Source organism: Rossellomorea vietnamensis, from assembly GCF_008180415.1.
GTDB classification, from domain to species: domain Bacteria; phylum Bacillota; class Bacilli; order Bacillales; family Bacillaceae_B; genus Rossellomorea; species Rossellomorea vietnamensis_C.
This window is the reverse complement of the sequence record NZ_VTEI01000001.1, coordinates 325,146-351,459: the sequence shown is the minus strand read 5'-3', so window position 1 is coordinate 351,459 and position 26,314 is coordinate 325,146. Positions and strand designations below refer to the sequence as shown.

General features: G+C 42.8%; 24 protein-coding genes. 17 read left to right on the top strand and 7 right to left on the bottom strand.

Going from position 1 to position 26,314, the window contains the following annotated elements; genetic code table 11:
- The first annotated feature begins 91 nt into the window (after nucleotides 1–91).
- The 6 genes from FZC78_RS01620 (at nucleotide 92) to FZC78_RS01595 (ending at nucleotide 6,043) form a co-directional block, all read left to right on the top strand.
- Nucleotides 92–799, top strand: coding sequence for a DUF2953 domain-containing protein (locus tag FZC78_RS01620; protein ID WP_252183464.1), 708 nt, complete (start codon nucleotides 92–94; stop codon nucleotides 797–799).
- Nucleotides 800–900: 101 nt separating this feature from the next.
- Complete coding sequence (ytfJ, locus tag FZC78_RS01615; protein WP_148937946.1) at nucleotides 901–1,386, top strand: GerW family sporulation protein; 486 nt, start codon at nucleotides 901–903, stop codon at nucleotides 1,384–1,386.
- Nucleotides 1,387–1,623: 237 nt separating this feature from the next.
- Nucleotides 1,624–2,124 (top strand): thiol peroxidase, encoded by a 501-nt coding sequence (gene tpx / locus FZC78_RS01610; protein WP_148937945.1) that lies wholly within the window; start codon nucleotides 1,624–1,626, stop codon nucleotides 2,122–2,124.
- Between the two features lie 242 nt (nucleotides 2,125–2,366).
- Entirely contained in the window at nucleotides 2,367–3,353 is a 987-nt protein-coding gene (locus tag FZC78_RS01605) for a class I SAM-dependent methyltransferase (protein ID WP_148937944.1), read from the top strand.
- A 317-nt stretch (nucleotides 3,354–3,670) separates the two neighbouring features.
- Nucleotides 3,671–4,858 carry an acetate kinase gene (locus FZC78_RS01600; protein ID WP_148937943.1) on the top strand — a complete coding sequence of 396 codons (1,188 nt, stop codon included), beginning with the start codon at nucleotides 3,671–3,673 and terminating at the stop codon, nucleotides 4,856–4,858.
- A gap of 345 nt (nucleotides 4,859–5,203) precedes the next feature.
- The gene (locus FZC78_RS01595) at nucleotides 5,204–6,043 is read left to right on the top strand and encodes an EcsC family protein (protein WP_148937942.1); all 840 of its coding nucleotides are present in this window, start codon (nucleotides 5,204–5,206) and stop codon (nucleotides 6,041–6,043) included.
- 398 nt (nucleotides 6,044–6,441) lie between these two features.
- Here FZC78_RS01595 and FZC78_RS01590 read toward each other — a convergent pair whose 3' ends face one another.
- The gene (locus tag FZC78_RS01590; RefSeq protein ID WP_148937941.1) at nucleotides 6,442–6,888 is read right to left on the bottom strand and encodes a universal stress protein; all 447 of its coding nucleotides are present in this window, start codon (nucleotides 6,886–6,888) and stop codon (nucleotides 6,442–6,444) included.
- A gap of 108 nt (nucleotides 6,889–6,996) precedes the next feature.
- Between FZC78_RS01590 and FZC78_RS23415 the strand changes: the two genes are divergently transcribed.
- A complete protein-coding gene (locus FZC78_RS23415; RefSeq protein WP_187444761.1) occupies nucleotides 6,997–7,155 on the top strand; it encodes a hypothetical protein in 159 nt (52 codons plus the stop codon).
- Nucleotides 7,156–7,206: 51 nt separating this feature from the next.
- On the opposite strand, the gene spoIIP is transcribed toward FZC78_RS23415, so the two are convergent.
- The 3 genes from spoIIP to FZC78_RS01575 all read right to left on the bottom strand — a co-directional run bounded on the left by spoIIP (nucleotide 7,207) and on the right by FZC78_RS01575 (nucleotide 10,163).
- Nucleotides 7,207–8,103, bottom strand: coding sequence for a stage II sporulation protein P (gene spoIIP, locus FZC78_RS01585; protein WP_187444760.1), 897 nt, complete (start codon nucleotides 8,101–8,103; stop codon nucleotides 7,207–7,209).
- Complete coding sequence (locus FZC78_RS01580) at nucleotides 8,096–8,620, bottom strand: RNA polymerase sigma factor (RefSeq protein ID WP_252183463.1); 525 nt, start codon at nucleotides 8,618–8,620, stop codon at nucleotides 8,096–8,098. The genes spoIIP and FZC78_RS01580 overlap by 8 nt, the downstream gene beginning before the upstream one ends.
- Before the next feature lie 208 nt (nucleotides 8,621–8,828).
- A complete protein-coding gene (locus FZC78_RS01575; protein WP_148937938.1) occupies nucleotides 8,829–10,163 on the bottom strand; it encodes a purine-cytosine permease family protein in 1,335 nt (444 codons plus the stop codon).
- A gap of 1,150 nt (nucleotides 10,164–11,313) precedes the next feature.
- Between FZC78_RS01575 and ald the strand changes: the two genes are divergently transcribed.
- The 7 genes from ald to FZC78_RS01540 all read left to right on the top strand — a co-directional run bounded on the left by ald (nucleotide 11,314) and on the right by FZC78_RS01540 (nucleotide 17,313).
- Nucleotides 11,314–12,432: an alanine dehydrogenase gene (gene ald / locus FZC78_RS01570; protein ID WP_148937937.1), complete on the top strand. Its 1,119-nt coding sequence runs from the start codon at nucleotides 11,314–11,316 to the stop codon at nucleotides 12,430–12,432.
- Between the two features lie 542 nt (nucleotides 12,433–12,974).
- The gene (locus tag FZC78_RS01565; RefSeq protein ID WP_148937936.1) at nucleotides 12,975–13,655 is read left to right on the top strand and encodes a metal-dependent hydrolase; all 681 of its coding nucleotides are present in this window, start codon (nucleotides 12,975–12,977) and stop codon (nucleotides 13,653–13,655) included.
- Between the two features lie 377 nt (nucleotides 13,656–14,032).
- Nucleotides 14,033–14,320 (top strand): hypothetical protein, encoded by a 288-nt coding sequence (locus tag FZC78_RS01560; RefSeq protein ID WP_148937935.1) that lies wholly within the window; start codon nucleotides 14,033–14,035, stop codon nucleotides 14,318–14,320.
- A 242-nt stretch (nucleotides 14,321–14,562) separates the two neighbouring features.
- Nucleotides 14,563–14,820, top strand: coding sequence for a PH domain-containing protein (locus FZC78_RS24660; RefSeq protein ID WP_353733555.1), 258 nt, complete (start codon nucleotides 14,563–14,565; stop codon nucleotides 14,818–14,820).
- A gap of 177 nt (nucleotides 14,821–14,997) precedes the next feature.
- Nucleotides 14,998–15,282, top strand: a complete 285-nt coding sequence (locus tag FZC78_RS01550) for a hypothetical protein (protein WP_148937933.1) — start codon at nucleotides 14,998–15,000, stop codon at nucleotides 15,280–15,282.
- Nucleotides 15,283–15,664: 382 nt separating this feature from the next.
- Entirely contained in the window at nucleotides 15,665–15,910 is a 246-nt protein-coding gene (locus FZC78_RS01545; RefSeq protein ID WP_148937932.1) for a hypothetical protein, read from the top strand.
- 83 nt (nucleotides 15,911–15,993) lie between these two features.
- Nucleotides 15,994–17,313 (top strand): CBS domain-containing protein, encoded by a 1,320-nt coding sequence (locus tag FZC78_RS01540; protein ID WP_148937931.1) that lies wholly within the window; start codon nucleotides 15,994–15,996, stop codon nucleotides 17,311–17,313.
- Nucleotides 17,314–18,047: 734 nt separating this feature from the next.
- Here the strand turns inward: FZC78_RS01540 and FZC78_RS01535 are convergent.
- A complete protein-coding gene (locus tag FZC78_RS01535) occupies nucleotides 18,048–18,353 on the bottom strand; it encodes a YtpI family protein (RefSeq protein ID WP_148937930.1) in 306 nt (101 codons plus the stop codon).
- A gap of 112 nt (nucleotides 18,354–18,465) precedes the next feature.
- Here FZC78_RS01535 and FZC78_RS01530 point away from each other — a divergent pair, with 112 nt between their 5' ends.
- Complete coding sequence (locus tag FZC78_RS01530; RefSeq protein WP_148937929.1) at nucleotides 18,466–19,404, top strand: DHH family phosphoesterase; 939 nt, start codon at nucleotides 18,466–18,468, stop codon at nucleotides 19,402–19,404.
- Nucleotides 19,405–20,056: 652 nt separating this feature from the next.
- Here FZC78_RS01530 and ytrI read toward each other — a convergent pair.
- Both ytrI and FZC78_RS01520 read right to left on the bottom strand, forming a co-directional pair.
- Entirely contained in the window at nucleotides 20,057–20,563 is a 507-nt protein-coding gene (gene ytrI / locus FZC78_RS01525; protein ID WP_148937928.1) for a sporulation membrane protein YtrI, read from the bottom strand.
- On the bottom strand, nucleotides 20,560–20,895 hold the full coding sequence (locus tag FZC78_RS01520) for a YtrH family sporulation protein (RefSeq protein ID WP_148937927.1): 336 nt from the start codon (nucleotides 20,893–20,895) through the stop codon (nucleotides 20,560–20,562). The genes ytrI and FZC78_RS01520 overlap by 4 nt, the downstream gene beginning before the upstream one ends.
- A 210-nt stretch (nucleotides 20,896–21,105) precedes the next feature.
- Here FZC78_RS01520 and dnaE point away from each other — a divergent pair, with 210 nt between their 5' ends.
- Entirely contained in the window at nucleotides 21,106–24,459 is a 3,354-nt protein-coding gene (gene dnaE / locus FZC78_RS01515) for a DNA polymerase III subunit alpha (protein ID WP_148937926.1), read from the top strand.
- A gap of 612 nt (nucleotides 24,460–25,071) precedes the next feature.
- Entirely contained in the window at nucleotides 25,072–26,310 is a 1,239-nt protein-coding gene (locus tag FZC78_RS01510) for an NAD(P)-dependent malic enzyme (protein WP_148937925.1), read from the top strand.
- The last annotated feature ends 4 nt before the right edge of the window (nucleotides 26,311–26,314 follow it).

Here is a 26,314-nt window from a genome sequence, read left to right as displayed (position 1 = left end):
CGCTAATGTGCTATTTTCCTTAAATAAGTATGAAAGGTTTAATTTGGTAATAATAAGCCTATACTTCCAAGTTGAAGGGTTGTGGAAAAAAGTGAATGGATGGATCATCACACTGATTGTAGTTCTAGCTCTTATTTTATTTTTAGTAATCATCATCCTGATTACCAAGCTTACGATTACAGTTTCACTTTATCATGGAAATGACAACGACCATTTCATCATAAGATTCAGGGCCTGGTTCGGCCTGATTAAATATAAAGTCGAAGTCCCGATGGTCAAGCTGGATGATGATGGACCCAATATTGTTTTTGAGGAAAAAACGGAAAAAGGCAGTGAAGGAAAAGGGAAGGAAAAAGACAAACTTAAAAAGGAAACGCCTGAAGAGATGCTGGCATCCATTAAGGATTTCCGGGAACTCCTTCAGCATGTAGCCGGGCTTCACCGGATAGTCAGAAGTTTTATGAAAAAAGTTAAAATCGGGGATGTGAAATGGCAGACTGTCTTCGGTACAGGAGATGCTGCATCAACCGGGACGATGACTGGGCTTATGTGGGGGGCGAAGGGAGGGGTGATTGGCGTGATGAGCAACTATATGCAGCTTCAATCCAAACCGCAGCTTGCCGTCATTCCCTCATTTCAAAAAGCACTCATCCAGACGGAATTTTCATGTATCATAACTTTTCGGGTCGGGCATGCTATATTAGCAGGAATCAAATTGATTAAGTTCTGGAAAGGCGGAAAACCCAAGTTCCAAACCAAACCGCTAGCAGTAGTGTCAGAAAAAAATCAATCCATTTAAAAAGACAAGCGCTTTACTGCACTGCCGCGCTAATAGGGACTGTCCCTTGTGCTGCTTTAAAGCGGTAAAGAGTCTTTACATAACACTTAGGAGGTAATCTTATGTCTGATCATCCAATCGAAGGACTTATGACTACAGCAATGGAAAATCTTAAAGAAATGATCGATGTTAATACGATTATCGGAGATCCGGTTGAAACCCCTGACGGAAGTGTCATCCTCACCGTTTCTAAAGTAGGTTTCGGTTTTGCTGCAGGAGGCAGCGAGTTCATTCTCAACGGCAAGGGAGATAAAGAAGGCCAAGATGGCAAGCAAGGCAAGAAGGAACAGCCATTTGGCGGCGGTAGCGGCGGCGGGGTCTCCATCACACCGATTGCATTCTTGATAGTTGGTTCAAAAGGAATCAAAATGCTTCATCTTGATGAAAATACCCATCTGCTTGAAAAGATTCTCGACCTCGCACCTGGTGTAATGGAAAAGATCCAGGGAATGATGAAGAAAAATAATCAAGACAACGGACAGGGACAGCAGAACCAAAACCAAAATCAAAATCAAAATAATGGCCAGAATCAATCGTTTGACTTCTAATTTAATAGCATGAAAAAGGACTGATCAGGTTCCGGCTTTAAAGGAAACATGATCAGTCTTCATTATTGTTTACCAGCTATCAGACACTTAGGCGGGCTGCCGAATTAATTATATGCAGTTATTCATGAGGGAATCGCAGTGTATTAATTAGAACCCTACAATCATATTAGTTGATTTCTCTTGAATCCGTTCGGTACGATAAAAGAGATTCATACATAACGAAGGAGGTATTTCAATATGGCTTCAATTACATTTAAAAATAATCCTGTAACACTTTTAGGAAATGAAGTAAAACCAGGGGATTCTGCACCGGATTTCACAGTTCTAGCTAACGATCTCTCAGAAGTATCTCTTAATGATACAAAGGGCAAAGTTCGTTTAATCTCTGTGGTGCCATCCATTGACACGGGAGTATGCGATGCACAGACACGTAAATTTAACGAGGAAGCAGGAACTCTTGAAAATGTAGAAGTTTTGACGGTTTCCGCTGATTTGCCATTTGCTCAAAGACGCTGGTGCGGGGCGAACGGTATCGAAAATGTACAAACCTTATCTGATCACCGTGACATGTCTTTTGGTGAAGCATACGGTGTTCATATCAAGGAAATGCGCCTGCTTGCCCGTGCCGTATTTGTCGTCGACAGCAATGATACAGTGATTCATGCTGAATACGTCAGTGAGGCGACAAACCATCCTGATTACGATGCAGCAATCGAAGCGGTGAAAAACGCTCAGTAATCTTATTAGATGATATTGGATGAGAAGAATGGTCCTGGAGCAATCCTTCAGGGCTTTTTTTGCTAGAGGAATGAAACTGGTTGTAGTAATTGAGCCAGGCTCACCCCAAACATTACCTTTATCAAGATGGTTATCGGGTTATAATTGGCCATTCCTTTCTGAATAGCAAGTGCCCTTCTTTGACACTTGTGCAGACAAAGGTAAAATAGAGAAAGAATTAATAGTAAAGGAGACAGAGACACATGACGGTTTCTCCAATTGAAAATTTATTTAATACATTAGACGAAACAGCGCTGATCCTGCAAGAGGAATTAGCTTGTACATATCTCGAAGCCATTGCCGAAAGCGGGGAAAATCTTTTTTATGGAAATATCCTGCAAGATGAGCTGACTGAACTGACCAAGAAAAGACTTCAGAAGAAGTACAGCGATGCCGGTCTGGACAGCATGGAAAAAGAGCAGATACGCAAAGCGCTGCAGCTTGCAATCCTTAAGGGCATGAAGGAAAGCTCTCAGCCTAACCACCAAATGACTCCTGATGCCATTGGAATGTTCCTCAGCTACTTAACGGGGAAATTCACTAAAGGCAGCCAGGACCTGCGTCTTCTGGATCCCGCAATCGGGACAGGAAACCTGCTCACAACCGTTCTTAATGGGCTTTCAGATAAGAAAGTGGCATCTGTCGGAGTAGACGTTGATGACCTGCTGATAAAGCTGGCTTACATTGGGGCGAACCTGCAGAAGCATCCTCTGGAATTGTTTAACCAGGATTCACTCGAACCGCTCTTCATTGATCCTGTTGACCTTGTCATCAGCGATCTGCCAGTTGGTTATTACCCTAATGACTTAAGGGCTGCCGACTATGAATTGCAAAGTGATAAAGGCCATTCTTACTCTCATCACCTTTTCATCGAGCAGAGCGTCAAACATACGAAGCCAGGGGGCTACTTGTTCTTCCTGGTACCGAATCACTTATTCGAGTCGGAGGAAGCCAAAAAGCTGCACGGTTATTTTAAAGAGCATGTGTACATCCAGGGCTTGCTGCAATTGCCGATGTCTCTTTTCAAAAATGAGCAATCAGCGAAAAGCATTTTGATTCTTCAAAAGAAGAAAGAGGATGTAAAACCGCCAAAAGAAGTTCTGATGGCAAATATGCCGTCCCTTTCCAATCCCAAAGCGATGGAAAATATGCTGGCGAAGATGGATCAATGGTTTAAAGAAAATAAATAAGGGAAAGCAAAAACTAGGTAAAGTCGCAATCGTTATTGGACTTTGCCTTTTTTTATGCCGGTACTGGCAATCAGAATGTACCATATTGGAAATAAATAGAGGAGCAGTGCTTAAGCCCCTGCAAAGGTTTACGGCTTAACATTATTATCTGAAAATATTTACTTCGGTATGTAAACGATTACCTGGGAACCTTACCCTTGAAAAGGCAAACAAGCAGTGATTAAATGAAAAATTGAGAGATATAAAGTCATGAAATGAACAAACTATGATAGAACGCACCATCACCAGTTTGACAAGACAAAAGGAGCGGAAAATAAATGGCAAAAATGATCGCAATCAATGCTGGGAGCTCTTCTTTAAAGTTCCAGCTTTTCGAAATGCCTCAAGAAGAGGTTATTACAAAAGGCCTAATTGAACGGATCGGATTAAATGACTCTGTATTCAGCATTTCAGTGAACGGAGAAAAACAGGAAGAAGTAACGGATATTCCGAATCATGAAGTAGCCGTTAAAATGCTTCTGGACAAATTGACTTCTGCAGGCATCATTGAATCCCTGGATGAAATTGAAGGAATCGGCCACCGTGTGGTCCATGGCGGCGAAGTGTTCAATGATTCAGTTGTGATTACTGACGAAGTGATTGAAAAAATCGAGGAGCTTTCTGAACTTGCTCCGCTTCATAACCCAGCGAATATTACGGGAATCAAATCATTCCAAAGTGTCCTGCCAAATGTTCCTGCAGTAGCGGTATTTGATACAGCTTTCCACCAAACGATGCCGGAAAGCTCATTCCTGTACAGCCTGCCGTATGACTACTATGAGGATTACGGAATCCGTAAATATGGCTTCCACGGAACTTCCCATAAATATGTTTCTGAACGTGCGGCAGAAATGCTTGGCCGTCCTAAAGAGCAGTTGAGACTGATTTCCTGCCACTTAGGAAACGGTGCAAGTATCGCTGCCATTGAAGGCGGAAAGTCAATCGATACTTCCATGGGCTTCACACCTCTAGCAGGTGTCGCAATGGGAACCAGATCAGGTAACATTGACCCTGCCCTTATTCCGTTCATCATGGAGAAAACAGGCAAGACAGCTGATGAGGTACTGGATGTACTGAATAAAAAATCCGGTATGCTTGGAGTATCCGGCCTTTCCAGTGACCTGCGTGACATCGAAGGGCAGGCGGCAGAAGGAAACGAACGTGCTGAATTGGCATTGGAAGTTTTCGCAAACCGCATCCATAAATACATCGGTTCTTACGCATCCCGCATGTACGGGGTCGATGCCATCATCTTCACTGCCGGTATCGGTGAAAACAGCCAGATCGTCCGTGAAAAAGTTCTAAAGGGCCTTGAGTTCATGGGCATCTACTGGGATCCGGCAAGAAACAAAGTAAGAGGAGAAGAGACGTTCATCAACTACCCTCATTCTCCTGTTAAAGTCATGATCATCCCGACGAACGAAGAAGTTATGATCGCCCGCGATGTTCAGCGTTTGACTGTCTGATCTTAACTTAACGAAGGCTCCTCTAGCAGGTGCTTAGGCTAAAAAACAGAATACTTCTATGAAATTGAGGACGAGACTGCTTAGGGTTTGTCCTCTTTTTTGTTGGGTGCTAATTGAAGATGTTCGGGCAGCATAGAATCCGGTGATTAGAGAATCGATGTCGTCAGAAGGGCGCACAGGCAGCACGGAATTCAGAAAGAAGAAAATCGGTTCTGTCAGAAGGGTGCCGATAAAAAAATGAGTGAAAAATCAATGTATTCTGAAACAATTCCGAATCCATGTAGGAGTAATCCAGCCATTATGGTATATTAAAGGAAATCATGTCTTGATAAGGAGTTGAGGTCGATGGAATTGTCCCAAAGAGAGGAAAAAGTGCTGGAGGAGATTCGCCTGTGGCAGGATTCCCTTTATGATTATGAGGCCAATGATCTTGAGAATACATATGTAAAGTGGCTTGATGGTGCATTTTCCACGCTTCCAGTCGATGTGCAGGAGCGGTTTTTTCAAAAACTTGATGGGTGGTTATTTCATTTGCATTCTTTGCTGCAGGGTTCTCAGCTTCAGAATGATGCGCGTGAACGGATTTTGAAAACGGCCCGTGCCTTCAATCAGGAGGTCGAGACCATTCAGGATTTGCATTTTTTAACGATTGATCAACTTCATTATATAGCCATGCAGCATTCTGGCAGGCATCAATTTTATTCGTTTGTACAGGGCGGACTGACTGGCACTGGAGGTGCGGCCGCAATTGGGGCGGATCTGCCGGCAATGGCCGTAATTAATTTGCGTTCTGTGCAGCTGATTGCGATATCGTACGGTTTCGATGTTCAAACACCTTTTGAGATGATGACGTCATTGAAGGTTTTCCATGCAGCCACACTTCCTGCCAGATTGAGGGCTGCAGCCTGGGAAGAATTAATGGAAGACCTAGAACGAAAAGAAAATGATTATTTTTACAATGGCACAGAAAAGCTTACGGATTACACCTGGCTGGAAGGTCCTTTGAAGCATATGCTCAAGGGGACTGTCATTACGACGTTCAGGAAGAAGCGCCTGTCAGGGATACCCCTGATCAGCATGGCAGTAGGGGCAGGAGTCAATTATCAATACACCAGAAAATTGAATGATTTTGCAGAGAAGTATTATCAATATCGTTACTTGTCCAGAAAGCGCAGTGACGGATAAGTGATAAGTAAAAAAGACCAACCGGCTGCCGGTTGGTCTTTTGGTCAGGTTGTTTTCGCATAAATTGTGGCTGTTATAATAGTAATGGATTTCCGCTCCAGGCGCACGACTCCTCGGCTTCGCCTGTGGGGTCTCACCTGTCCCGCTAGTCCCGCAGGAGGTCGTACGCCTTCCGCTCCAATCCTCCAACTTAAAATGGAGAGGAGGATAATAAAGTATCCATAAACACCATCTTTTAGAAAAGAACCTATTGTGAAAAGACAAGAAAATAGTGGATTGGAACTGGTTAGCGGTTCTAAATCCAGCCCCTCGTGTAACAAATAAGAGGGAAGACTGCCTTTTTTTCTCTTCGGAACATTTGGCTGGCGGTTCTGAACACAGCTATTCCGCTCTTTATATTACTGATCGTCAGTCCTGACTACGAGAACATCACATTTCGCTGAGCGAGTGATATGCTCTGAAACACTTCCTATTAGGAATCTCTCCATGGCGCTCAATCCTGTGGCACCGCAGACAATCAGATCTGCACTGACTTTTTCCGCTCCATCTTTTGGAATGATGACTTTAGGGGATCCATATTCAATCAGGGTATCGACATTGGTTACACCTGCTTGATGAGCTTGCTCTTTATATGATTCTATCAATTCTTTAGCATACTGGTCAGCTCGGTCACCTACTGACTGTTCATAGGATTCCACCGTTGCAAAGGACCTCGCATCAATTACATGCAGGATTGAGATTTTCGCTTCATTACGTAAAGCAATATCGATTGATTTTGTAAATGCCCATTCAGCTTCTTTAGACCCATCAACTGCCACAAGTATGTTTTTATACTTCAAAGTCATGGCCCATCCCTCCTTACCTTCATTTTACTATATATTTCCTATAATAACTGTTACAGAATTTCAAAAGCTATTAGTAGTTATTTTTCCGTTTAAGGAGGACATTAAACCATGGACAAAAAGAACAGAGTATCACAGCAGAGTTTTTATGATGAAAGAGCCGCCGAACAAACTTCGGCTCAAATTATGGATTCCTATGAATCAGGTCTTCATGATGGCGAGGCAGGGCCTCTAAATTCGAGCAATGCTCAAAATGAAGAAAAAATGTGACGAGCAAATGCTGTTCTGAAGATCATTCTGGACAGCATATATATTGCACTCCTAGTTCTCCCAATGAATCTCAGAAAGCACCTCAGCCAGGAGATCTGCCGTTCTGTACTCTTCTTCAAGAGTATTTTCTGCGCCGCCAATGTTTATGGATAATGAGCGATTAAACAGGTCCTGGTTGTAGGTTGATTGCTTTGACCCGATATTTTTAATAAAGACTCCCCTGGAAAGCCCCGGAACTTTTTCTTCCATCCTTGCATTGACTGCTTCTGTAAATTTTATCACTTCATCAATATTATCTATATTTGAAGAAACAAAAAAAGCAACCTTCCCATAATGTTCTCCTTCATATTCTAAAGTGGTAACTTTCCTTGGCTGGCTGTCTCGGTGAATATCAAGGACCATGGCTAAGCTTTCTTCATTCTGTTCTACTGCTTCGCTTACATAAGCACGTGATAACTCATATGATTTTTCATAGTTCAAGTTCTTCTCCTTAAGCTCTGCGATAAAATCATGTTTTTCATGAAGAACCTCAACTCCTCTTTCTGTAAGTGCTTTTGAAAGATGATCTCCAACCATGGAGATGTTCACCTCGTTGCTGTGTGCCTTATCTATGCTTTTTACTCCTATTTCAGGAATGAAAGATTCCTGGCTGTGTGTATGATATACAAAGAATTCAATTTTATTATTTTCTGCTGGTGTTCCTAAGTGCATTTTTTCTGTCAGGGAGTGGGATGTCGATGCAAGGTCACCAAAACTTATCCATAGAAGCATAACTGCACTAGCTAAAACAGCGAATGAGATAGATGAGAATCTAATTACCTTTTTCTTTCTGTAATGCTTCTCTTCTTCATCAATTAACATTGAAAGGGTTTTCTGCGAGAATTCTTCTGCCGGAAGGAGTTCCTTAGCATATTTTAATTGGCAGAGAAGATCTTGTTCTTTATGCATTTTTAAGTACCTCCTTAAGCTCAGATAATTCAATGTCATCCTTCATTCTTTTCAGTGCTCTGTGATAGGTGACTTTCACCTTGGAAATACTGCAGTTTAGGATTTCTGCTGTTTCTGAAATAGTAAATTCATTGATGCCCCGAAGAATGATGACTGCCCTGTAGGAAGGCTTTAATTGAAGTATGGCTTGGTGGATAAGGTGCTTGTTTTCATCATGGATTATTAAGTGCTGTGGATCTGAGTGCAGGGAGGACATGTTCTTGAAAAATGAATCCTTAACAATGGAATAGAATTTTTTCTTGCGGTAGTGGTCGATTGCAGTGTGTTTGGCAATGGAAAAGATCCAGGTCGTTATGGTGCAGCTGCCATTATAATTTGAGCCGGATTTAATAAGCTTGAGGAAAACTTCCTGTGTTAGATCTTCGGCTTCATTTTTGCAGCCTGTAAAGCAGATTAGAAACTTATAAACTTCTTGGTGGTGCTTCCTATACAGCGTTTCGATATTCGGTCTGTTCAATAGCGCCCCTCCTTTTTTATCTTTCAATGGTTAATCGTTTCAATAGCAGAAAGGTTACACTTGGTTTAAATAAGAATTTTATTTATATATACAAGATGCAAACCTGAATCCCCTGTATTTAAAAATGGAAAGTGAAGAGAATGTGGTGGACGGGGGCAAGGAATGATAATGGGAAGAATTCATTTTCTCATCAAAAAAACCGCCATGCTTATAGAGCATGACGGTTTTGGCCTTCCACGGTATTATTATTAGACTGATGCGAAACGAAGCTATACATCGTAAATGTAAGCAAAAAGCTGATAAACCCAGGCGACCATTCTTCTGGAATCAGGAAGTAAATCACCAGAGCAGCCGCCAATGTATAGACTGCTTTGAAATTGTATTGAAAGGCACCAGAAGCAATCTTGGCGAGGTCTTCCTCGGCTATCCTCGCTTTCTTGATATACAAATAGTCAGCTGCAATGACTGCCGAGAGCGGAATGACGAACGCGCCGAGCAGGGAAATGTAGTCCTTCGCATTATCGACAAGTGCTGGAAAACAGCTCAGTACGATCCCGGCTGCACCGAAAGCTAGTGCGCTTCTCACTCTTCCCAGTGAAGGGACGGCGTTAAGCAGACTGTAGCCACCCGTGTAAGCATTACTGAGGTTGATCGATATCATTGAGACCATGGCGCAGATTCCAATCAGGATGGTCAGAAGGATTGACCCGGTCTGTTCTGTTGCAGCAACGAAAGGATTGGAGTTTTGAAATAGCGCGGCACTGAAGGTTCCCAACAGTGCTGTCATGAAAAATCCGAACACATTACCGGCAAACAGCCCCCAGAAGCCTTGTTTTCCGGATTTAGCATATCGTGTTATATCCGAAGAAGCACTTACTCCCGATACGTATTGGACAAAGGCCAGGCTGGCAAAGAACACGAATGGGCCAAAGGAGAAACCTCCTCCTGAAACGAGGACATTGCTTCCGATTCCTTCTGCTGCAGTGGTAATAAAGATAACCAGGATGGCTGCCTGCCCGATCAAGAGGAAAGGCATAAACATCTTCGTCGCTTTCTTGACTGCTTCAAATCCGATTAAAGCCAGGATTGTCATGATCAATGCGAGTGAGATGGCAATCGGAACCAGAGGTAGCTCAAGCCCCGTCGCTTTTTTTACAAGTGACAAGACCACCAAAGTACCGCCGATTGTCTGAACACTGAACCAATACAAGGAAGTCAGGGACCGGACAGGGGAGGCAATCAGCCTTGAAAGTTTGGTACCAATCATGGACCGAATGACATACTGGGCTGGCAGGCCGTATCTTGCCCCTGGCAGCGAGAGGAGTGAGACAAACAAAAACGCGATGCTCCCTCCAAGAAGCGTACTGACTATGGCCCATAACATGGACAACCCGCCTTCCATTACAGCTAAAGCAGGAACCAGAAAGTTCCCTGCATTAACAGAGAAAGCAAGCTGAATGATGAAATATTCAAACCATGTGGTGGTTTTTAAATGCTGTGGAACAGATTCTAATCCTAATCTTTCAATCATCGTTTTTTTCATCTGGAGGACTCCTTCTATCTTCGAAGTAATTCTATTCTATTGTATAGGAAATGGAGTAAAAGTGTAGACTTGAAGTTTGATAACCAAAGGCGCTTTTCTAGAGGCTGTTTCGCGTAGTTTGTGACTGTTTAAGTGAAACGGATTTCCGCTCCAGGCGAACGACTCCGCGGGGCGGGCGGTGAAATAAAAGCGGAAGCGGCCGTTCAGCGACGTACAGATTTTAGGGCTCTCGTATGAGATAAAGGAATCACGAAGAGCTTACGCGATTCGATGATGACTTATCGCAAGGAGAGAGACCGAAATCTGCTAGGCGCTGGCCGCTGGAGCTGGATGAGCCTCCTCGGCTTCGCCTGTATAAAAAGTGGAAGCGCTTTGGTCAGCCCCGACGGGCAAATGTTCTCAAGAGAATAAAAGGCGGTCTTTCCTTTTCTTCTCTTGAGGTTATTTGATCCCGAGGGGCTAGGCGCAGGAACTAGATAGGGGGTCTCACCTGTCCCGCTAGTCCCGCAGGAGATCGTACGCCTGCAGCGAAGATCCTCCTACGTATAGGGGGATGAAGGTAAAAGTGCGTTTTAAATCAGGAATTAATTAGAAAACAACCTTTAAAATAGACTATTCTCATATTTGATTCTGCTTTCGGCAGGGTCTCACTTCAGATACTAAGATAAGATTTACCTCTCTAAACAGATGAGCTGCACATTTTCTTTTGGCTTACCAGTATTTAATGGCGCTATCTTAAGAAGTTAATATAAAATAGCAACAAAGTTTACGAGAAGAGCCTTTCTAAAAGACTGTTGCTTTTGAATGCCGTTTTATCCTCCTCCCCTTGTGTGAAGCAGGAAGCAGGTGTGGAAAATATTTTTGTAGCAGCCCAAATCTTCACGAAAACAACCTAACCTAAAATTGCATGAAGGAACTGAATGATATTACGTTGTTTAAAAGAAGAGGAATATCTTAAAGACAGTTGCGGCTTGTTATCAAGAGGTTTTTCATGAACGAATTCCCCGTTTATAGATAGGGAAAATTCAGGCTTTTCTGTCTAAATGTAAATGCTTACATTTCCTATAAAATTGTTGTGCAATTTAAGAATGATAGTGTTATATTAGTTAAGAAGTTTTACATATGGATTTGAAATGAGGAGGTTTTTTTAATGCGTATCGGAGTACCAACTGAAATAAAAAACAATGAAAACCGAGTGGCAATGACACCGGCAGGAGTGGTAAACCTTACCCAGTTCGGCCATGAAGTGTATATTGAATCCGGGGCGGGCCTCGGCTCTGGTTTTACTGATGAACAATATAAAGCCGCTGGAGGTCACATTGTTGGAAGCGCATCTGAAGCATGGTCCATGGACATGGTCATGAAGGTAAAAGAACCGCTGCCAAGCGAATATTCGTATTTCCGTGAAGGGTTAATCCTATTTACATATTTACATCTGGCTCCAGAGCCTGAGTTAACGAAAGCACTAATTGACAATAAAGTAGTCGGAATTGCTTACGAAACAGTTGAAGCGAACCGCACGCTGCCATTATTGACGCCTATGAGTGAAGTCGCAGGAAGAATGGCTACACAAATCGGAGCCCAGTTCCTTGAAAAAATTCATGGCGGCAAAGGAATCCTTCTATCAGGAGTTCCAGGAGTCATGCGAAGCCGTGTAACAATTATCGGAGGCGGTGTAGCAGGAACAAATGCTGCTAAAATGGCTGTAGGTCTTGGTGCGCAAGTAACCATCCTCGATTTAAGTCCTGAACGTCTGCGCCAGCTGGACGACATTTTCGGAAGCGATGTCCAGACATTGATGTCCAATCCGCTGAATATCGAAAAAGCTGTTGCTGAATCTGACCTTGTTATCGGAGCTGTATTGATTCCTGGGGCAAAAGCACCGAAGCTTGTAACAGAAGACATGATCAAATCCATGATGCCTGGTTCTGTTGTGGTGGATATCGCCATCGACCAGGGAGGAATCTTTGAAACAACAGACCGCATCACAACTCATGATGACCCGACTTACGTGAAGCACGGAGTTGTTCATTATGCAGTAGCGAACATGCCTGGTGCCGTTCCTCGTACATCTACAATCGCACTTACAAATGTTACGGTTCCTTATGCGATTCAAATTGCAAACAAAGGCTATAAAGAAGCGTGCCTTGGCAATGAACCATTGCTAAAAGGAATCAACACATTGAACGGATATGTTACCTACAAAGCAGTAGCAGAAGCGCATGACCTTGATTATTCTGATACAAAAACACTGCTTGATCAAATTTAATGAATGCGAAGGCTGTCCTGTGAAAATGGGACAGTCTTTTTTATCGCTTTCTTTTGCTCCATTGCAGACATATGGGGCGGCGGGCGTCAGATTTTCATGAAAAGCGGGAGCGGCCGTTCAATTTTGCGAGCGGAATAATCAGGAGAAAATAAGGGGAGATTTTACCGTTAACTGCGGATTAGAGCACATTTTGTTGATGAATAAGGGGAGAATTTCCCCTTATTCAAGGTAGAGGTATCTATTTTTTAGTCTTTTAAGTCAAATAAGGGGAAATTCTCCCTCTATTTAAGTTGTTTTTCGGTACTATTCATTCATTAAGGGGAATCTTTCCCTCTATTTCTAGAGAAATCATTTACTTTTAAAAGATGAGAATACAGGGTAGAAAAGAAGGGAGGGTGGAAGAAGGATTTGAGCTGCCAATCAAGAACTAAGTATGTAGAAGCTATGCTTAATGGAGATTTGGCCAGACAGAAAATCCGATGACTATTTATCTGGCAGAATCCAATGGCAGCGCAGTAAACTATTTTACAGGAGGGCTAATAATGAAAATTTCTTATCATGGACATTCAGTTGTTAAAGTAGTCACAGAAAATCATACGATTCTGATCGATCCGTTTATCAGCGGCAACGAACTCACTGACTTGAAAGTGGAAAATGAAAAGCCGGATGTCATTTTGCTTACCCACGGTCATAATGACCACGTCGGTGATACGGTTGAACTGGCGAAGCAAAATGACGCGCTTGTAGTGGCTCCTTTTGAACTGGCTACATACATAGGCTGGCAGGGAGTGAATACCCATCCGCTGCATATCGGGGGAGGGTATGATTTCGAATTTGGAAGAGTGAAGCTGACGCAGGCATTTCACGGTTCTTCTTATGAAACAGAAGACAAACAGATCATTTATACAGGAATGCCGGCTGGAATCCTGCTTACGACAGAAGGGAAAACAATCTACCATGCTGGAGATACGGCCCTTTTCTCCGATATGAAGCTGATAGGTATGCGAAACACCATTGATCTTGCCTTCCTTCCAATCGGAGACAACTTTACAATGGGACCTGATGATGCCGTTTTGGCAGCGGAATTTGTAAACGCCAAAACGGTGGTACCGATCCATTACAACACATTCCCGCCAATCAAACAGGATCCTGAAAAATTTGTTTCCATGTTGAAAGGACAAGAAGGAAAAGTCATGAATGCAGGAGATGTTATTGAGCTTTAATTATTAGGAGAAACAAAGATCCTTTCAGGAACGGGTTCACTTCAGTGGTGCAACCAAGTAAATATCAAAGTAAACGCACTGGATTTCTCAATGAAATTCTCAGTGCGTTTTTTTAGTGTTATAACTAGTGTCATTCGAGTATGGCAGCTTAATCTTATACAAGGGCAGAAATAATTATTTCGTAAGATAAGACTCGATTTTGCGGGTTTTTTAACAAAATAATGGAAACTAAATTAATTTGGTTATCGTCTAATTTTAAAAGATACGTTTGCTGAATAAGCTTCGGTCCCTTGTCAGGGTCAGGTTAGTGAAGGAAAGGTTTTGTTTATTAAATCGAGGAATATCAAAAAAGGATAATATAAAAAGGGGAGAAAAGCATGGATGAAAATAATTATGAAAAAAAGCACTTAAAAAAGCTAGTTGCTTTTAGTTATGTCACTTTTGCATCTCTTTTTTCATTAATATTTTTAATGATAAGCATTTTTATTCTGTTTTTTTCAATGACAGGAATTCTGGATTTTTTATATATTCCATCGCAAATTGCTATTACCTCATTTATTATTTCTATAATTTTTTCAGTTCTAGCTTTAAGGGAGTCATTCGGAAAAATATTGTTAGTGTTTAACGTATTTCTCATGCTATTTATGATAATTTATGGACCTTAAATAATTATAAGTGTCATTTCACTGAACGTGGGCGTTTACTAGGATTTAGAAGTTTTGAATTTTTTGGAGGTGAACTTATTGAAATTTAAGTCACGGAAAGATTGGTGGTTATCAATTATCGTGTGGATACCAATGATATTTACTATGGGAAGTGGTCTTTATGCACTGATAAAACAGCTAACACTCTTGATTTTATAATTGTATTTACTCTTTGTGTAACTCTGCCACTATTTATTTTATGGATGTGGTTAACCACCTATTATTTAGTAGTTGAGAACACCTTAATCATTAAGTTTGGTCCTTTTAAAAAGATTATTCCATTAGACACTATAAAGTCTGTAAGAAAAACAACGAATCCATTATCAAGTCCTGCTTTATCACTAAAAAGGCTGGAAATCGTGTACGGTTACTATAATTCCGTACTTATTTCTCCTATTGATAGAGATGAGTTCATAAAAATCCTTTACACCCGGTGTAAGAATATCAAAATAATATCTTAATTAAGAAATTTACATTCAAATGAAAATTAAATCTTATTCAAGAAACGGATTAACTGAAGTTCGGCTAATTGATTCGTTTTTTGCCCCTTCTTCAGTTATTGGAGCAGGTTATTTGAATAAGGACATTAGTGTACCCCTCAATCTAATTTAAGGCATAAATGAAGAGGGAGCGAAAATATGCAAAAAATAGTCTTTATGTTATTTGTTTTACTATTTTTAATATTAGCTGCTTGTGGGAATTCTGAGTCTAAAATTACTCAATCCGAAGCAGAGTCAATTGTTTTGCAACAGCTCACTGAAGAACTCAGCAAAGACAAAGATGAAATAAAAATAAAATCGGTTAGCAAAGGTTTAGGGAAGTACACCGTCGAATGGGAAATTGACAAGGATTGTGAATTTGGTACTGTTCAAGTAGATAACGAAAGCGGTGCATTGCTAAGAGCTGAGGAATCAAATTGTTAGGCTAATGAAAATTATTAGATGTACTATCTTCAGCTAAAGGTGGCTTTAATGAAAGACAGGCTTAAAAGCAAAAGGCTTAGAGAACTTGCTCTCTAAGCTTTTTTTGTGTGAAATACACTGATTTGGAGTGAAAATAATGTGATTTCCGTTGTGAGTAGGCCTGTTTTTTTTGAAGTTTTCACCTCACAAGTAATCCTGATATCCGTTCAGGGTTAGTGTTTTATTCTAGGAAAATATGATGTAGGCAGAAAAGGGTGAAATTAAAGCAAGGGCAAATGGTAAGCTCTGAGCCAGGCTCAAAGTGATACCTCCACAAAGAAAAAATAATGAGAAGGGATTGTCCCGCATACATATTAAACAAGCTAGTAAAAGGAGGAAGTATATGAAAAAGCAGCGGTATTTAATTTGTTTGTTGCTGGCCGGGATGATGCTCTACTATGCTGTTCCCCGTCTGAATGTGTTTGCGGAAGGGTTGTCAGGCTGGTTCGCCATCAGCTGGCTCGCTTTTGCAGCCATTGTAATAGCCGGTAATTTATCCGGAATGCTCTTTGCCCCGCGGACAATGAAGCAGCAAGGAAAGCAATTGAAAAAGAAGAAAGAGGTCAGAAAGGTTCGTTCTTTTGGCTGAACATTCAGGAGAAAATTGAAACACCAAGCTTTTCACTTTATAATTAAGATACTATTTCAGGCACTATAAGAAGGGTGAAAAGCTTGGCAACTAAACATGAGCAAATAATTGAGTATATTGATACACTCCCCATTGGAGAAAAAATATCCGTGAGACAGATCGCCAAGGCTTTAAGTGTCAGTGAAGGTACGGCATACAGGGCAATCAAGGATGCTGAGACAAAAGGATATGTAAGCACCATTGAAAGAGTCGGGACCATCCGGATTGAAAGAAAGAAAAAAGAGAATATCGAAAAGCTGACTTTTGCAGAAGTTGTCAACATTATAGATGGACAAGTTCTTGGCGGGAGAACGGGGCTTCATAAGATGCTCAATAAATTTGTCATTGGCGCTATGAAACTCGAAGCTATGATGCGTTACACAGAAGCTGGGAACCTGCTGATTGTCGGTAACCGGACAAAGGCGCATGAGCTTGCCTTGAAAGCTGGCGCCGCTGTGTTGATTACCGGAGGCTTTGATACTGAAGAGAATGTCAAAAGACTTGCCGATGAGCTTGAGCTGCCTGTTATTTCGACGAGTTATGATACTTTTACTGTTGCTGCTATGATTAACCGTGCGATTTATGACCAGCTGATTAAGAAGGATATCGTATTGGTGGAAGATATTTTGACTGCAGAAGATCAGACCGCTTTTTTACAAGTGGGTGATACTTTGGAAGATTGGTATGAAAAAAATCAATCCACCTTCCACAGCCGCTTTCCTGTCATTGACCGGAACAGGAAGGTGCAGGGTATGGCAACATCCAAGGACGTAATGGGCCAGGAGAAGAGTGCCGCCATTGAGAAGGTCATGACGAAAAAGCCTATAACCGTTAGAGCAAATACCAGCGTGGCTTCTGCAGCCCACATGATGATTTGGGAAGGCATCGAAGTCCTGCCGGTGGTTGACGACCAAAACAGGCTGCAGGGAATCATCAGCCGCCAGGATGTCCTAAAAGCAATGCAAATGATCCAGCGCCAGCCGCAGGTCGGGGAAACGATTGATGATAACATTACGAGCAATATGACAACTTCCGATACGAAGGATTCCGCTGAGGCAAGCTACCAATTCCCAGTCACTCCGCAAATGACCAACGGACTTGGAACCATGTCCTACGGAGTATTTACGACTCTCGTGACAGAAGCGGCGAACAGGGCGTTAAAGTACTACAAAAAAGGGGATCTGGTTGTTGAAAATATGACCGTTTATTTCATCAGGCCCATTCAAATGGAAAGTGTGATAGACATCCGCCCTAAAGTACTGGACGTCGGCCGCAAGTTCGGTAAAGTCGATGTGGAAGTCTACCATGAAACGGTTTTAGTAGGAAAAGCCATGATGATCTGTCAGCTGATAGATAAACATTAATTACAAAAGCGTAAGCGCCTTGAACAGGCCCGACAGGCAAATGTTCTCAAGAGAAAAAAAGGCGGTCTTCCTTTTATTCTCTTGGGGTTATTTGACCCCGAGGGACTAGGCGCTGAAGCTGGCCGCATCAAAAGCGTAAGCGCCTTGAACAGGCCCGACAGGCAAATGTTCTCAAGAGAAAAAAAGGTGGTGTTCCTTTTATTCTCTTGGGGTTATTTGACCCCGAGGGACTAGGCGCTGAAGCTGGCCGCATCAAAAGCGTAAGCGCCTTGAACAGGCCCGACAGGCAAATGTTCTCAAGAGAAAAAAAGGCGGTCTTCCTTTTATTCTCTTGGGGTTATTTGACCCCGAGGGACTAGGCGCTGAAGCTGGCCGCATCAAAAGCGTAAGCGCCTTGAACAGGCCCGACAGGCAAATGTTCTCAAGAGAAAAAAAGGCGGTCTTCCTTTTATTCTCTTGGGGTTATTTGATCCCGAGGCACTAGGCGCTGAAGCTGGCCGCATCAAAAGCGTAAGCGCCTTGAACAGGCCCGACAGGCAAATGTTCTCAAGAGAAAAAAAGGCGGTCTTCCTTTTATTCTCTTGAGGTTATTTGATCCCGAGGGACTAGGCGCTGAAGCTGGCCGCATCAAAAGCGTAAGCGCCTTGAACAGGCCCGACAGGCAAATGTTGCTTTACCTAAAACCTAAGCGATAAAAAAACCTGCATTCATTTGAATGCAGGTTTTAATAGCCGTTACTGGTTGTCCAGTTCTTGTGCTTCCTTTACAGCCTGAGGCAGAAAATGCTTGTATACTTTCCAGCCCATCCAGGCGCTCCCCAATCCGATCAGGATAAACAGTGCGGCGATGATATAGGTGAAAGTGGTTTGGAATAGAAACAGTTGATTGATTCCGAAAAAGGCGACAAAAAGTCCCAGAGCGATACTGGATTTACCTGAAAGCCATTTTTTCTCGATGAATCTGCTGCTTCTGACGGATTTCACTTTATAGTAAAAATAGAAAGAAAATGAAAGAATGATTAAAAATACTAAAACGGGCATATCTTATATCCTCCAAAATATCGTTGGTTAAGTTCATGAATCTCCTTTTACTATTCTAACGGTATTTCTGCTGGATTCCAAATGAACTTTTTATGTCTAAAAGGAGTTTACTATGAAAGATCAAATTATCGAGATGATAAAAGAATACCAAACCATCATCGTTCACCGCCACGTGAGACCGGATCCGGATGCATATGGGTCACAAGGAGGACTTGTTGAGATTCTAAGGGCGTCTTTTCCAGAAAAAAATATATTTGCCGTTGGGAAAGAAGAACCGACCCTGCATTATCTCAGAAGACTGGACAAAATTGAAGACAGTGTCTTTAATGGAGCTTTAATCATTGTATGTGATACCGCCAACTCAGCAAGGATATGCGATGATCGATACGAGCTCGGTGATAAGCTCATCAAAATCGATCATCATCCAAACGAAGATCCATATGGTGATCTATTATGGGTGGATACAAACGCAAGCTCGGTCAGTGAAATGATCTACCTGTTTTATCAGCATGGAAAAGACCAGGGACTTAAAATGACTGACGAAGCGGCAAGGCTGCTATATGGGGGAATAGTCGGCGATACTGGAAGATTTCTATACCCAAGTACGACTCAGCGTACATTTGATGTGGCAGGGGAGCTTATCCGTTATGATTTTGACCGCAACGAGCTTTATAACAAAATGTATGAAGCCGATCCCCAGGTGCTGAAATTAGAAGGATATGTCCTTCAAAACTATGAGATGCTCCAGCATGATGTCGGCTGCATGACGATTACGAAGGAAATCCTTGAGCAATTCAACCTCGTCCCAGCTGAAGCATCCCTTCTCGTAAGCTCGCTTGGAAACGTAAGAGGAATCAAGGCATGGGTCTTCTTTATAGAAGAGGAGGACCAAATCCGGGTGCGCTTCCGCTCAAAAGGACCGGTGATCAATACGGTCGCCAAAAAGTATAATGGTGGCGGTCATCCTCTGGCGGCGGGAGCTTCCATTTTTGACTGGGCACAAAAGGAAGAAGTTCTGAAAGACTTGATGCAGGTTTGTGCAGAAAATTGATTTAATGAAGAGCAGAAGAGGGGATTCGCTTGGCGATGCCCCTCTGTTTTATTTAGCCGGGGGCTTCTGGAGAATTGCGACTGCACAAAAAAAGAGAAGCAGCCAGCTTTTCTAAAGTCTGTATTCTAAAAGATTGCTGTTTTTGTTTTCCCCTCCTCCGCATTTTATGTAGTTGGAATGCCGTTTGCAGAGTGTTGAGTTTCCTTCTGCCCAGCCTGTATAAAAAGTGGAAGCCTAGGTCAATCCCCTGACAGTTAGATAAACACCCTAGTATAATCAGAAAAACGTCTTATAGTATAGTGATTAGCGAATAAACACCCTATTATAATCATGAAAACGCCTTATAGTATGGTAATTAGCGAATAAACACCCTATTATAATCAGGAAAACGCCTTATAGTATGGTGATTAGCGAATAAACACCCTATTATAATCAGGAAAACGCCTTATAGTATGGTGATTAGCCGAGAAACACCCTATTATAATGGGGAAATTTCCCTGGAGCATAGCGATTAATTGCTAAACGCCCTATTCATACAAAAACAACATTTTGCGAAATCAGCACCCCATAAAGGCTATTAGGTTGCTACGCAAAGAGTTTATTAACTTCCATAGGAAAAAGGCCCGCCACAAAACGAGCCTTAACTGTTTCACTACCCGTCATACTCCAGTTCCAGGAAAATCTGGATAACGGTATAAAAATAGATTTCCTTTATTTTAACTTTGTATCTCTTATCATTGATGCGCAGAGTTTTGTTTTCGATTGTTTTTTTGACAAGATCCTTGTTTTTATAAACAGAATCCAAGTCTTTTGCAAGCAGGGGGCTGAGGTCGGATTTAATTTCCTCCTCTGCTTCAAAGATGCTGAGTGAATCATCAATTCGGTATTGTTTGGCATTGACGATTTCCAGTTTGATGTCCTGGATGGTCAGAAGCTTGCTGTTTTCTTTATTCAGTTCTTTGAAATCCTCCTGCCAATGAGAAAGATCCACTTCCAAGTCATCTATGGTTTTTTGCTGCTTTTCTATGAGAGAGGTCTGTTCTTCCTGGAGGACACCGAACATGAATAAGAAAATGATCCAGCTGATGACCCCGCCGATCAGAGCACCTGCAAAGAATCTCTGCCAAGCCGGGTGCCTGTAATAGGGAGGAATTCTCATGGCGAAATATGCTCCTGTGTCAGCCAATAAATAAACATTGCGGCCGTCTGTGCCCCTCCCATCGCAGCAAGAATAAGAAGGAATTGTTTGAATACCTCTTTGGTCTCGCCGTTCAGGAATCCTTTTTCAAAACTGTAAAGAGTATCAAAGGTTCCGCCGATTGCAGCTATGATGGCCCAGATCCTCAGTATGCTGGAAAGCCGGGAAATTTCCGTCAAGAGCGGCTGGCCTGTCATGAATGCTGCCAGTCCTCCCAGCAGGCAGCCTCCCAGCAGAACCCCCATTGCGATGAAATAACTTTTGAAAAGCTCCGGGAAGAAAGCTTCAGCCATTCTAATCAACTCCGAAAATAGTAGTTTTGTTCTGCTCCTGTCTGAATCACTGACTGCCATTGGCCAAAGTAGTCTTTCTACTTATGTATATGGGACGGGCCGCTCATATATGAAGAATATGAGCCATGAAAAAAAGCGAACATATTTTCTTTTTTCCTTATAGTTTCTTATAATGAAAGGAGGAGAAAGTGAAAAGGAGAGTGAGTGCTCATGTCGTTTGTCCACTTGCAGGTGTCAAGCGCTTTCAGTTTATTGTCGAGCACAGCTTCGGTCAAATCGCTTGTACATAAAGCAGTACAGCATCAGTATCGTGCAATCGCCATCACAGATCGAAATGTGATGTATGGAGTCGTTCCGTTTTATCAGGAATGCGGGAAGAACGGCATCAAACCTATCATTGGAATGACCGTAGATGTAATGAGTGAAGATGAAGAGGGAAGCTTTCCGCTTATTCTGCTTGCAAAAAATAATGCTGGATATCGTAACCTTTTGAAGATTTCAAGTGTGATCGGAACAAAATCCCCGGAAGGAATTCCCCATAAATGGCTGAAAGGGTACAGGGAGGGCCTGATCGGGATTACTCCAGGAATCAAAGGAGAAATAGAACAGCAATTGCTTGCAGGCTCCCATGAAAAAGCAGAGGAAGCCTTTACGAGGATGCTGAAGATATTTGGGGAGGATTCCTTTTATCTGTCTCTTCAAAATCACGGACTGCAAGATGAACGGATAATAGAAGAAGGCATTCAAAGATTAGGGAAAAAATATAAAGTGAAACAGGTTGTAACCAATGATGTCCAATTTGTTGAAAAAGACGATGCGTTCGCACAGGAATGTCTTTTGGCAATCAGGGACGGAGTCAAGCTGGCGGATGATGACCGCGAAATCCTTGAGAATGATCAGTACTACTTCAAAAGCAAGGATGAAATGCTGGAGTTGTTCGGGCGCCATGTCGATGCTCTGGAAAATACGATGAATGTCGCGAATGAATGTAATGTAGAGATAGCTTTTAACCAAAACCTTCTGCCAAAGTATCCTTTGCCCTCTGGTCAATCAGCTGACCCCTATTTAGAAGAGGTCTGCCTGAAGGGGCTTAAGGAACGGGGACTGGAGAATGCCGGCGAATATATGGCCAGGCTGAAGTATGAGCTGTCAATCATTCAAAAAATGAATTTCAGTGATTATTTCCTGATTGTGTGGGACTTCATGAAATTTGCGCGTGAGCAACATATTCTAACGGGACCGGGAAGGGGATCGGCTGCAGGCTCACTCGTTGCCTATATTCTTAAGATTACCGACGTGGATCCAATCGTCCATGGTCTGTTATTTGAAAGGTTCCTTAACCCTGAGAGGGTCTCAATGCCTGATATTGATATTGATTTTCCCGACTACAGGAGGGAAGAGGTCATTGAATACGTGCACCGAAAATACGGAGATCTTCATGTGGCGCAGATTATCACATTCGGGACACTTGCGGCAAAAGCGGCCCTGAGAGATACAGCAAGGGTATTCGGTTTTAATTCCAAGGAACTGGAACAGCTGTCGAAGTTCGTTCCCTCGCGCCATGGCTTGTCCTTGAAATCTGCGTACGACGAGTCAGCGGAGTTTAGAGATTTTATCAATGAATCTCAGCACAAGCAGAGGTTATTCAGCACGGCTCTTAAACTGGAAGGACTTCCACGCCATGCTTCTACCCATGCTGCCGGGATCATCATCAGTGAGAGGCCTCTTGTGGATCTGATTCCCATCCAGGCCGGCCAGGGGAATGTCCACCTGACTCAGTACCCTATGGAGATATTGGAAGAGATCGGGCTTTTAAAAATGGATTTTCTCGGTCTGAGAAATTTAACGATTCTGGACCGGATCGTTACGTCCATCCGAAAGGGAACGGGGAAAAATGTTTCCTTGGATGCACTGCCGCAGAATGACGAAAAAACCTTTCAGCTTCTGAGCCAGGGACGAACGGATGGTGTGTTTCAGCTGGAATCGGATGGGATGAAGAATGTCCTGGTAAAATTGAGGCCGAGCTCATTTGAGGATATTGTGGCCGTCAATGCATTATTCAGGCCGGGTCCCATGGAAAATATTCCGTTGTTCATCTCCAGAAAACATGGAGAGGAAAGCATTGACTACCCACATGAGGATCTAAACGAGATTCTTGGCCTCACATACGGAGTAATCGTTTATCAGGAGCAGATTATGCAGATCGCTTCCAAAATGGCCGGTTTTACATTAGGGGAAGCTGATTTGCTTCGCAGGGCGGTCAGCAAGAAGAAGCGGGATGTCCTGGACAGTGAACGAAAGCATTTCATTGATGGAGCACTAAAGAAAGGGTACACATTCCAAACCGCAGAAGAAATATATGATTTGATTGTCCGGTTTGCCAATTATGGATTTAACCGTTCACACGCAGTTGCCTACAGTATGATCGCCTACCAGCTTGCCTACTTGAAAGCAAACTATCCTTCATACTTTCTTGCGGCACTGCTTACATCGGTGGTTGGGAATGACACGAAGGTATCCCAGTATATTCGTGAAGCGAAACAGAATGATATCGACATCCTTCCGCCATCCATTAATCTCAGCCAGTTTCCTTTCAAAGTGGAAAAAGGAGGCATCCGTTACAGCCTGGGAGCGATCAGGGGCGTTGGTGCCGCAGCACTGAAGGAAATATACAAGGAGCGGCAGGGAAAGCCTTTTGCAGACTTATTTGATTTCTGCTTAAGGGTGTCAGTGAAAGCCGTCAATCGAAAGACACTTGAAGCTCTTGTATTTTCAGGTGCATTGGATGACTTCGGTGAAGACAGATCTACACTTCTGGCAAGTCTTGATGTAGCCATAGAGCACGCAGAATTGGTCCGTCCCCAGGATCAGGAGTATGATCTATTCGAGGAAGAAGAAGCATTCCTCCTTAAGCCGAAGTACACGGAAGTCGAAAGCATGCCTCTTGAGAAAAAATTGGAGTATGAAAAGCAGGTGCTTGGCCTGTACTTGTCCGATCATCCCGTCTCACCTTATGAAGGCCTTTTCAAAGACTTGTCTGCCATAGACCTTTTTGACCTTGAAGCCGGAAATAAAAACATCAGGGCAGGAGTGTATATTACGGCATTGAAAACAATCAGGACTAAAAAAGGCGAGGTAATGGCCTTCATCACAGTAAGTGATTCCAGCGGCGAAATGGAAGGCGTTGTTTTCCCTAATGCGTATAAGCAGTATTCAGCATTGATCAAAGAAGGAAACATTCTGATGCTCGAGGGATCTGTTGAAGAAAGAAATGATAAAATGCAGCTGCTGGTCAACAAGGCATTTTCCATAGAGGAGGTAAAGTCCCTTTCCTCTGAGATCAATAAGAGGCTCTATCTGAAGGTGAGTCACTCCTCCGGGGAAGCCATAGAAGCAGTGAAGAGTATACTGAAGAAGCATAAAGGCAGGGTACCTGTCATCATCCATTTTGATGGAGAAAACAGGACGGTTCAGCTTCCCAATAACCAGCGGGTGAATCCATCGGCTGAATGCCTGCGTGAATTGAAGGAAACTCTGGGAGAGAAAAATACAGTACTGAAGTGATTAGACTCCTTACACGGCAGTTCAAGCAGCAGGAATGTAGCGTATCAATTCCAAGATAACAGGGTATTGCCCGGCAAACAAAACACCACTAGATCATTAACGGGTTCCGCTTTCGAGTACAAAATTTCAAAATTACATCAAAAGGAGTGCCAAATCGTATCGATTTTGACACTTCTTTTTTCTTGATTTAATAGTATTTCCTCCCGGTGAACCTGTTCAATTGGTAATACAAGAGCCCTCCTAAATAGCAAATGACAGAGCTTTTTGTTCTTCAAAATCCGTGCGCAACTGCCGATACACTTTTATTCTACAAATTATCCAACCATTTCGGTTGCTGCATCACTAGATCATCGCGGTGTTTTGTTGATATACACATTTATTTGCCTTTTAGGAAGGGATGTATTGAGGAAGATAGTCCGGGTGGGTATTGGGAAGTATAATTTAAGATGTGGTTTGAGTAAAGGCTGGAAGTAAATTAATAGTATTTCCTTTACTTCATTAAGCATTTATTATATTGTTTAAAGGGAAATGGGTGGTCAGACCACCCGAAAGTTGAATGATTACATTACAATACATTTACCATAAAAGCAGATACTTAAGGAGTGAACCAGCTTGTCATTACGTGAAGAAGCGCTGCACATGCACAGGATTAATCAAGGAAAACTGGAAACGAAATCAAAAGTCGAGGTCAGAAATGCAACAGATTTAAGCCTGGCTTACTCCCCGGGTGTAGCGGAACCTTGTAAAGTGATTTATGACAAACCGGAAACGGTTTATGAATATACGATGAAAGGCAATATGGTAGCGGTCGTGTCCGATGGTACGGCTGTACTTGGACTTGGCAATATTGGCCCGGCAGCCGCACTTCCTGTGATGGAAGGAAAAGCGGTGCTGTTCAAGAGCTTTGCAGGAGTGGATGCATTCCCAATTTGTCTTGATACCAATGATGTGGACAAGATAGTCGAAACCGTTAAATTAATGGAACCGACATTCGGCGGGGTGAACTTGGAGGATATAGCTGCTCCGAATTGTTTTGTGATAGAAGAACGCTTAAAGAAAGAAACCAATATTCCAATTTTTCACGATGATCAGCATGGTACGGCGATTGTAACGGCTGCAGGGCTTGTGAATGCATTAAAAATCGTTGGAAAGAAAATGTCCGAGATCAAAGTGGTTGCCAATGGGGCAGGCGCAGCAGGAATAGCCATCATCAAGCTTCTTCATAATTACGGCGTCCGCGATATCGTGATGTGTGATACAAGAGGAGCAATTTATGAAGGCCGTCCAAACGGCATGAATGACATTAAGGATGAGGTAGCCAAGTTTACGAACCGTAATCGTATTGAAGGAAGCTTGAAAGATGTGATCAAAGACGCGGATGTGTTCATCGGTGTTTCCGCAGCAGGCGCCCTTAATGAAGAGATGGTACGATCCATGAACGAGGATTCCATTATTTTCGCCATGGCAAATCCTGTGCCGGAAATCATGCCGGGGGATGCGAAGGCAGCAGGGGCTAAGGTAGTGGGGACAGGCAGGTCTGATTTCCCTAACCAAGTCAATAATGTCCTTGCCTTCCCGGGAATTTTCAGGGGTGCGCTGGATGTCCGCGCTACCCATATCAATGAAAAAATGAAACAGGCCGCCGTGGAAGCAATCGCAGCGCTTGTTGACGAAAAAGATTTGAATGAAGATTACGTCATTCCAGGGCCATTTGATGCGCGCGTGGCGCCGGCTGTAGCAGCCGCTGTGGCCCAGGCTGCAATGGAAACAGGTGTTGCCAGGCAGAAAGTCGACCCGGAAGAAGTACGCAGAAAAACAGAGAAGCTGGCAGTAATCGGAAAGGGTGAATGACCCA

Coding starts and splice junctions, on each gene's coding strand:
- ytfJ (WP_148937946.1), top strand. CDS start 901: ATGTCTGATCATCCAATCGAAGGACTTATGACTACAGCAATGGAAAAT.
- tpx (WP_148937945.1), top strand. CDS start 1,624: ATGGCTTCAATTACATTTAAAAATAATCCTGTAACACTTTTAGGAAAT.
- FZC78_RS01605 (WP_148937944.1), top strand. CDS start 2,367: ATGACGGTTTCTCCAATTGAAAATTTATTTAATACATTAGACGAAACA.
- FZC78_RS01600 (WP_148937943.1), top strand. CDS start 3,671: ATGGCAAAAATGATCGCAATCAATGCTGGGAGCTCTTCTTTAAAGTTC.
- FZC78_RS01595 (WP_148937942.1), top strand. CDS start 5,204: ATGGAATTGTCCCAAAGAGAGGAAAAAGTGCTGGAGGAGATTCGCCTG.
- FZC78_RS01590 (WP_148937941.1), bottom strand. CDS start 6,888: ATGACTTTGAAGTATAAAAACATACTTGTGGCAGTTGATGGGTCTAAA.
- FZC78_RS23415 (WP_187444761.1), top strand. CDS start 6,997: ATGGACAAAAAGAACAGAGTATCACAGCAGAGTTTTTATGATGAAAGA.
- spoIIP (WP_187444760.1), bottom strand. CDS start 8,103: ATGCATAAAGAACAAGATCTTCTCTGCCAATTAAAATATGCTAAGGAA.
- FZC78_RS01575 (WP_148937938.1), bottom strand. CDS start 10,163: ATGAAAAAAACGATGATTGAAAGATTAGGATTAGAATCTGTTCCACAG.
- ald (WP_148937937.1), top strand. CDS start 11,314: ATGCGTATCGGAGTACCAACTGAAATAAAAAACAATGAAAACCGAGTG.
- FZC78_RS01565 (WP_148937936.1), top strand. CDS start 12,975: ATGAAAATTTCTTATCATGGACATTCAGTTGTTAAAGTAGTCACAGAA.
- FZC78_RS01560 (WP_148937935.1), top strand. CDS start 14,033: ATGGATGAAAATAATTATGAAAAAAAGCACTTAAAAAAGCTAGTTGCT.
- FZC78_RS24660 (WP_353733555.1), top strand. CDS start 14,563: ATGTGGTTAACCACCTATTATTTAGTAGTTGAGAACACCTTAATCATT.
- FZC78_RS01550 (WP_148937933.1), top strand. CDS start 14,998: ATGCAAAAAATAGTCTTTATGTTATTTGTTTTACTATTTTTAATATTA.
- FZC78_RS01545 (WP_148937932.1), top strand. CDS start 15,665: ATGAAAAAGCAGCGGTATTTAATTTGTTTGTTGCTGGCCGGGATGATG.
- FZC78_RS01535 (WP_148937930.1), bottom strand. CDS start 18,353: ATGCCCGTTTTAGTATTTTTAATCATTCTTTCATTTTCTTTCTATTTT.
- FZC78_RS01530 (WP_148937929.1), top strand. CDS start 18,466: ATGAAAGATCAAATTATCGAGATGATAAAAGAATACCAAACCATCATC.
- ytrI (WP_148937928.1), bottom strand. CDS start 20,563: ATGAGAATTCCTCCCTATTACAGGCACCCGGCTTGGCAGAGATTCTTT.
- FZC78_RS01520 (WP_148937927.1), bottom strand. CDS start 20,895: ATGGCTGAAGCTTTCTTCCCGGAGCTTTTCAAAAGTTATTTCATCGCA.
- dnaE (WP_148937926.1), top strand. CDS start 21,106: ATGTCGTTTGTCCACTTGCAGGTGTCAAGCGCTTTCAGTTTATTGTCG.